Source organism: uncultured Roseovarius sp. (genome assembly GCF_947259555.1).
Taxonomy (GTDB): Bacteria; Pseudomonadota; Alphaproteobacteria; order Rhodobacterales; family Rhodobacteraceae; genus Roseovarius.
The window spans coordinates 1-6,849 of the sequence record NZ_CAMYMD010000056.1 but is presented as its reverse complement, the minus strand read 5'-3'; the positions used below and the strand labels follow the sequence as shown (position 1 = coordinate 6,849).

Here is a 6,849-nt window from a genome sequence, read left to right as displayed (position 1 = left end):
GCCGCGCGCGCGCCTCGGCGAGCGTCGCCTCGCGCGCGGCGGGATCGAGTTGGCAGAGCATGTCACCTTGCGAGATATGCGCGCCCTTGCGCATCGGCTCGGAGATCACCAGCCCGGAGGTCTCGGCGCGCAGCTCGACGACGCGATCCGCCTCAGATCGACCGCGCAGCACGACCGCACTGTCGATCACCCGCGCGCTCGACCGCTGCGCCACGACGCGCATCACATCGGTCTTTTCCTCGTCGCGCGCCGTGTCAGGCGCGGGCGCGGCGCTTGCGTCAGAGCGATTTGCCTCCGAGGCGGGCAACAGCGCCGTCAGCCGGTCGCGTTCAAAAACGAAGGCGTAGACCAGGGCTGATACCACCAGCGCAATGAGAACAGGAAGCAACCGCATTTATCAACCTCGGGCCATGGCGAAATCTCGAAATTCCCGGCGCAAATGGCATTGGCTCGGCCCCGTGCACATGACATGCCAGTATTACGCTAAACTAACCGGTTCAGATTAAACTTTTCAGAGCCGCGCCGCAAGCGCGTCTCTTTGTCCGGGCACGACCGCCTCTTGGCAGGGACCGGGCTTCGCGCTAAGAGGGGCAAAAGTCAAAGGGGGCACGGTGTGAGCGATACCGACAGTTTCATCGACGAAGTCACCGAAGAGGTGCGTCGCGACCGGTTGTTCGCGCTGATGCGGCGATATGGCTGGATCGCGGTTCTGGTGATTCTCCTGCTCGTCGGCGGTGCGGCATGGAATGAATGGCGCAAGGCGCAGGAGCGCGACGCCGCCGAAGCCCTTGGGGACAAGATTTTGGCCGCGCTTGCGCGCGATGACCGCGCCGCGCGCGCCGCGGCCCTTGGCGATATCGACGCGCCCAGTCCTCAGGTCGATGCAGTCGTGACCCTGCTGGCAGCCGCAGAGGGGGCCAGCGAAAACCCGGCAGACGCGGCAGAGCGTCTGCTTGCACTGGCAGACCGCGACGGTGTGGATCAGGTTTACCGCCAGATTGCGACTCTCAAGGCGGTCATGCTGCCAGACACCGGGCTCGATGCCGAGACCCGGCGCACGCGGCTCAACGGTCTCGCGCTGACCGGGGGCGTGCTGCGGCTCTTGGCCGAAGAGCAACTGGCCTTGATTGATCTTGAGACCGGCAACAGGGCCGAAGCGGTCGATCGGCTGTCGCGCATTGCCACCGATGCCGAGGCAACGGCAGGCTTGCGCCGGCGTGTGACACAAGTGATGGTGGCCTTGGGCGAGGAATTGCCGGATCTTCCGGCGCCTGTGCAGGGTGGTGTGGCTGTCTCGGAATGACGCCAGCAAATCCGAGCAGGAGCGGCAGGAAGCGACAAGTGAGGGCTAAAGCATTGAAACCGAACGCATTGATCGTGGGACTGATTGCGGCTCTTGCCCTCGCGGCCTGTAGCAAAAAGGTGCACATTCTGAGCGGCGAGCGTGAAGGGGTGCGTGAGGTGCTCCAGAGCGAGGCGGCCCGCGCGCAGGCCGACGTGACCCCGGAAAATCAGGTGAGGGCGGCACAGCTTCCCGCCGCGCGGGTCAATGCCGAATGGCGTCAGCGGATCGGGACACCGGCAACGCGTGCCGCGCATCCCGCCCTCGGGCGCGCGCCAGAGCTTGCATGGTCGGTCAATATCGGTGCCGGCGATGGCCGGCGCGTGCGGATCACCGCCGATCCGGTGGTGGCGGATGGCCGTATCTTCACGCTCGACGCGCAGGCTCAGGTGGCGGCTGTTTCACCGACCGGAGAGCTGCTGTGGACGTCTGATCTGACCCCCCCGAATGACAGGTCTAGCAATGCGAGCGGCGGCGGGCTGGCCTATGGCGATGGCAAGCTCTTTGTCTCGTCCGGGTTCGGGATGTTGAGCGCGCTCGACCCGGCCACCGGTGCCGTGATCTGGCAGCAGGAGCTGGGCGCGCCCGGCACCGGCACGCCGGCGGTGCTGGATGGTTTGGTTTACGTGGTTGCGGGCGACGATGTGGCCTGGGCTCTGCACAGCGACACCGGGCGCATCGCCTGGCAATTGAGCGGAACACCGGACATCCACAATGTACTCGGCGGCCCGGCCCCGGCGATCACCGAAAAATACGCGGTCTTTGCATTCGGCGCCGGAGAGTTGCAGGGCGCGTTTCGCAAGGGCGGCCTGCGCCTGTGGGACGCCCAGATCGCGGGGGAACGGCTGGGTGTCTCTAGCTCGCGGGTCAACGACATTACCGGCGACCCCGTTGTGGTTGGCGACCGGATCTATACCGGCAGCCATTCAGGCCGTGTCGTCGCGCTGAGCCTCGGCAGCGGCAAGCGGATCTGGACCACGACCGAAGGACCGCTCAACCCGGTCTGGCCGGCGGGCGACTCGATCTACATGGTCACCGACCGCAATGAGATGGTGCGCCTGTCGACAGAGGATGGCACCCGTATCTGGGGTCAGGAACTGCCGCTGTTTTCGGCCAGCAAGCCGAGGCGTCAGGCCGAGATCGTGGGCCATTTCGGCCCCATCATTGCGGGCGGCCAGCTGATTCTGGCCTCGGGTGACGGGCAGCTGCGCTTTTTCGATCCGGCCTCGGGTCAGTTGACCGGCACGCGCGAGTTGCCGGGTGGCGCGACGTCCAATCCGGTTGTTGCCGGAAATACGCTCTATGTCGTGTCGAAAAAGGGTCAATTGCTGGCTTTCCGTTGATCGCGTGATCCTGTATCAGGGCGACTTGATCCGAACCGGAGCCTAGACCATGTCCTTCTCCCTCGCCATCGTGGGCCGTCCCAATGTTGGCAAATCGACGCTGTTCAACCGCCTTGTCGGCAAGCGTCTTGCCCTGGTCGACGACCAGCCGGGTGTGACACGCGATCTGCGCGAAGGCGCGGCGCGCCTCGCCGACCTGCGGTTCACGGTGATTGATACGGCCGGCCTCGAGGATGCCACGGATGAGAGCCTGCAAGGGCGGATGCGCAAGCTGACCGAACGCGCGGTCGATATGGCGGATGTGTGCCTGTTCCTCATCGACGCACGCACCGGCGTAACACCCACCGATGAAAGTCTGGCCGAAATTCTGCGCAAGCGGTCCAAACACGTGATCCTTGCCGCGAACAAGGCCGAAGGCTCTGCCGCGGATGCTGGCGTGATCGAGGCGTGGGGCCTCGGTCTGGGCGAGCCGATCCGCCTCTCGGCCGAGCATGGCGAGGGGCTCAACGATCTCTACACGCTTCTGATGCCTCTGGCCGATGGCTTTGCCGAACGCGCCGAGGCCGAGGCCCCGGAGACAGATGTCATCCTTGACGAGGATGACAACGAGGCGGCAGAGCAGAGCTATCGCAAGCCCACGACAGCGCGTCCGATGCAAGTGGCGGTCGTCGGCCGCCCCAACGCGGGAAAATCCACGCTCATCAACAAGATCCTTGGCGAGGAACGGCTGCTGACCGGGCCGGAGGCTGGTATCACCCGTGACGCGATTTCGCTTCAGATCGACTGGGACGGCCTGCCGGTGCGGATTTTCGACACCGCCGGGATGCGCAAGAAGGCGCGGGTACAGGAAAAGCTGGAAAGGCTTTCGGTCTCCGACGGGCTGCGCGCGGTCAAGTTTGCCGAGGTCGTGGTGGTCCTGCTCGACGCCGCGATTCCCTTTGAGCAACAAGACCTGCGGATCGCCGATCTGGCCGAGCGCGAGGGGCGCGCGGTGGTCGTGGCCGTGAACAAATGGGATATGGAGCCCGAGAAAAGCCACAAGATCCGCGAGTTGCGCGAATCGTTCGAACGCCTGCTGCCGCAACTGCGCGGGGCGCCGCTGGTCACGGTTTCGGCCAAGACAGGCAAAGGTCTGGACCGGCTGCGCGACGCGGTGGCCAAGGCGCATGAGGTCTGGAATCGTCGTGTCAGCACCGCTCAACTCAATCGCTGGCTGGTGGGCATGCTGGAACAACACCCGCCACCGGCACCGGGCGGCCGTCGCATCAAGCTGCGCTACATGACACAGGCCAAGACCCGTCCGCCGGGCTTTGTGGCGATGTGCAGCCATCCCGACAAGCTGCCGGAGAGCTATTCGCGCTATCTGGTCAATGGCCTGCGCGAAGATTTCGACATGCCCGGCACGCCGATCCGTTTTTACCTGCGCAGCCAGTCGGACAAGAACCCCTACAAGGCCAAGAAGAAGGCCGGCCCGTCAAGCTTGCGCAAGCATTTGTCCGGCAGATCAAGCGGCTAGACACACAGGGGCGACGGTTCGATAAATCGTGCCGCCCTCTTGTATTCCATCGCGTAAGGGTCAAATGTTGATAGTGTGAACGCTGTTACCCCTCTGTGGCAAGGAGGCTGACATGACCGAGACGCCGGATCACATGGCGCTGCGCGCTTTTCTCAAACCCTACACCGCCAAGAGCGATGCGCGCGGGACGTTGTCCTTGGCGGGCACCCTGATCGTTTACACGGGCGCATTGAGCCTCGGCGCGGTGACGGCGGCGCAGGGCCAATGGGGGATCGCTCTGATACTGGTCGTCATCCTGGCGTTCGCGACGGTCCGGCTGTATGTCCTCCAGCACGATTGCGGGCACTATGCCCTCTTTGCGAGCCGCTGGATGAACGACGTCGCAGGTTACCTGCTGTCGATCTTTTCCCTGACGCCTTATCGCGTCATGCAATACAACCACAATCAGCATCATGCCTATCTCGGCAATCTCGACCACCGCGAGACGACGGAGGTGTATACGATGACGCTGGCCGAGTGGCAGGCCGCGCATTGGTCCCGGCGGCTGTGGTATCGGATCTACCGCAATCCGGTGGTGATGCTGTCGCTCGGGGGGATCGTCACCTATTTCTTCGCCTATCGCTGGCCGCGCAACACGCGGCTGGTGGGCGTATGGGGGGTGTTTGCGCATAACCTGATGCTGGCGCTGTATCTGGCGCTGATCTGGATCACCCTTGGCGGCGCGGGTCTATTGGTCTGGGGCGTGAGCGCGGTGATTGCGGGCGTGATCGGGGTGTTTCTCGTGTATCTGCAACACAACTTCGAAGAGACGTATTGGGATCGAAAGCCCGACCTCGACTTTCGCAAGGCGACACTGACCGGATCAAGCTCTCTCGATCTGGGATGGCTATGGGATCTGGGAACCGGCAATATCGCCTACCACGATCTGCATCATTTCAATCCGGCGATCCCGTCCTACAATCTGCGGCGCTGTCAGAACGATGTGCCGGATGCGCTGAAACCACATGACGTGATCCGCTGGCCAGAGGCGATACGCAGCTTTCGCCTCAAGCTTTGGGATGAAGAGACGAAGCGGATGGTCCCGTTCCCGGAATTGCGCGCCTCGCGGATGATTGCGGCCGGGTAGGGGGCGTTCCGCCCCCGCCGCCCGTTCGGGCGACTCCCCCGGAAGGTATTTTGGGCCAGATGAAAGCCACGCTCAGGCGAGGGTGCCGTCGGCCTGAAGGATGGTCTTGCCGCCGAGATAGGGATGCAGCACCTCGGGAAGACGCACCGACCCGTCAGCCTGCTGACCGTTTTCCAGCACCGCGATCAGGCAGCGCCCGACGGCAAGGCCGGATCCATTGAGCGTGTGCACGAACTCAGGCTTGCCACCGCCGGCGGGCTTGAACCGCGCATTCATCCGCCGGGCCTGAAAATCGCCACAGACCGAGACCGACGAAATCTCGCGATAGTTGTCCTGCCCGGGCAACCAGACCTCGATATCATGCGTGCGCCGCGCGCCGAATCCCATGTCGCCGGTGCACAGCACGATGGTGCGGTAGGGCAGGCCGAGCCGCTCGAGGATTCCCTCGGCGCAGCCGGTCATCCGGTCGAGCTCCTCGCGGCTATGATCGGGATGGGTGATCGAGACCATCTCGACCTTTTCGAACTGGTGCTGGCGCAGCATGCCGGCGGTGTCGCGCCCGGCGCTGCCCGCCTCGGAGCGGAAACACTGGGTATGCGCGACGTGGCGACGCGGCAGGGTGGCGGCGTCGAGGGTGTCGCCATGCACCAGATTGGTCAGCGTCACCTCGGCGGTGGGCACCAGCCACCAGCCATTGGTCGTCTCATAGCTGTCTTCGCCGAACTTCGGCAATTGCCCGGTCCCGAGCATCATTTCCGGGCGCACCAGCACGGGCGTCCATGTCTCGGTCAGGCCGTTTTCGTCGATATGGGTGTCGAGCATGAACTGCGCCAGCGCCCGGTGCAGCCGGGCGATGCTGCCCGACAGGACCACGAACCGCGCACCCGACAGCTTGGCCGCCGTCTCAAAATCCATGCCGGGCTGCACGCCCTTGATCTCGTAATGCTCGCTCGGCGTGAAATCGAACACCGCGGGGGTGCCCCAGCGGCGCAATTCCACATTGTCGGCCTCGTCCGCACCGTCGGGCACGTCATCGAACGGCAGGTTGGGCAGCCCCATGAGAAGATCGGTCAACTGCGCGTCAAGATCCTTGGCCTCGGTCTGCATCGCGGCAACCTCGGCTTTCTTCTCACCGACCAGCACCCGCAGCCGGGCAAATTCGGCCTCGTCGCCGCGCGCCTTGGCGGCGCCGACCTCCTTGCTGGCGCGGTTCTGCTCGGCCTGCGCGGTCTCGGCGGCGTGGATGCGTGCGCGCCGCGCCTCGTCGATTTTCAGGATCCCGGCCGAGGCGTTGTCCAGACCCCGGCGCGCCATGATGGCGTCGAAGCTGGCGGGGTTTTCACGGATCGCGCGGATGTCGTGCATGGGCTTGGTCCTCATGAAGGTCGGAATCGTTTAGCGCGTGATAGCCGAGTTTTTCCGGCAGGTGTAGGGTGCCTTTGAACGCGGTCATTCGGCCAGTTGCTCGCGCAGCCAGTCGTCGACCGGCGCGGCAAGCGTGGCCGCCGCACTCGTGGCCGAG

General features: G+C 64.4%; 6 protein-coding genes and 1 pseudogene. 4 read left to right on the top strand and 3 right to left on the bottom strand.

Annotated elements, in window-relative coordinates:
* Positions 1-394: pseudogene (locus Q0X85_RS08830) on the bottom strand (efflux RND transporter periplasmic adaptor subunit); the annotation flags it as partial.
* A 219-nt stretch (positions 395-613) separates the two neighbouring features.
* Here Q0X85_RS08830 and Q0X85_RS08825 point away from each other — a divergent pair.
* The 4 genes from Q0X85_RS08825 (at position 614) to Q0X85_RS08810 (ending at position 5,327) form a co-directional block, all read left to right on the top strand.
* Positions 614-1,303, top strand: a complete 690-nt coding sequence (locus Q0X85_RS08825; RefSeq protein ID WP_297771488.1) for a tetratricopeptide repeat protein — start codon at positions 614-616, stop codon at positions 1,301-1,303.
* 68 nt (positions 1,304-1,371) lie between these two features.
* Positions 1,372-2,685, top strand: a complete 1,314-nt coding sequence (locus Q0X85_RS08820; RefSeq protein WP_297771489.1) for a PQQ-like beta-propeller repeat protein — start codon at positions 1,372-1,374, stop codon at positions 2,683-2,685.
* A gap of 49 nt (positions 2,686-2,734) precedes the next feature.
* Entirely contained in the window at positions 2,735-4,201 is a 1,467-nt protein-coding gene (gene der, locus Q0X85_RS08815; RefSeq protein WP_297771487.1) for a ribosome biogenesis GTPase Der, read from the top strand.
* A 112-nt stretch (positions 4,202-4,313) separates the two neighbouring features.
* The gene (locus tag Q0X85_RS08810; RefSeq protein WP_297771486.1) at positions 4,314-5,327 is read left to right on the top strand and encodes a fatty acid desaturase; all 1,014 of its coding nucleotides are present in this window, start codon (positions 4,314-4,316) and stop codon (positions 5,325-5,327) included.
* 72 nt (positions 5,328-5,399) lie between these two features.
* Here Q0X85_RS08810 and serS read toward each other — a convergent pair whose 3' ends face one another.
* Positions 5,400-6,692: a serine--tRNA ligase gene (gene serS / locus Q0X85_RS08805; RefSeq protein ID WP_297771485.1), complete on the bottom strand. Its 1,293-nt coding sequence runs from the start codon at positions 6,690-6,692 to the stop codon at positions 5,400-5,402.
* A partial coding sequence (locus Q0X85_RS08800) for a hypothetical protein (RefSeq protein WP_297771484.1) occupies positions 6,667-6,849 on the bottom strand: 183 nt, incomplete at its 5' end. The genes serS and Q0X85_RS08800, both read right to left, overlap by 26 nt.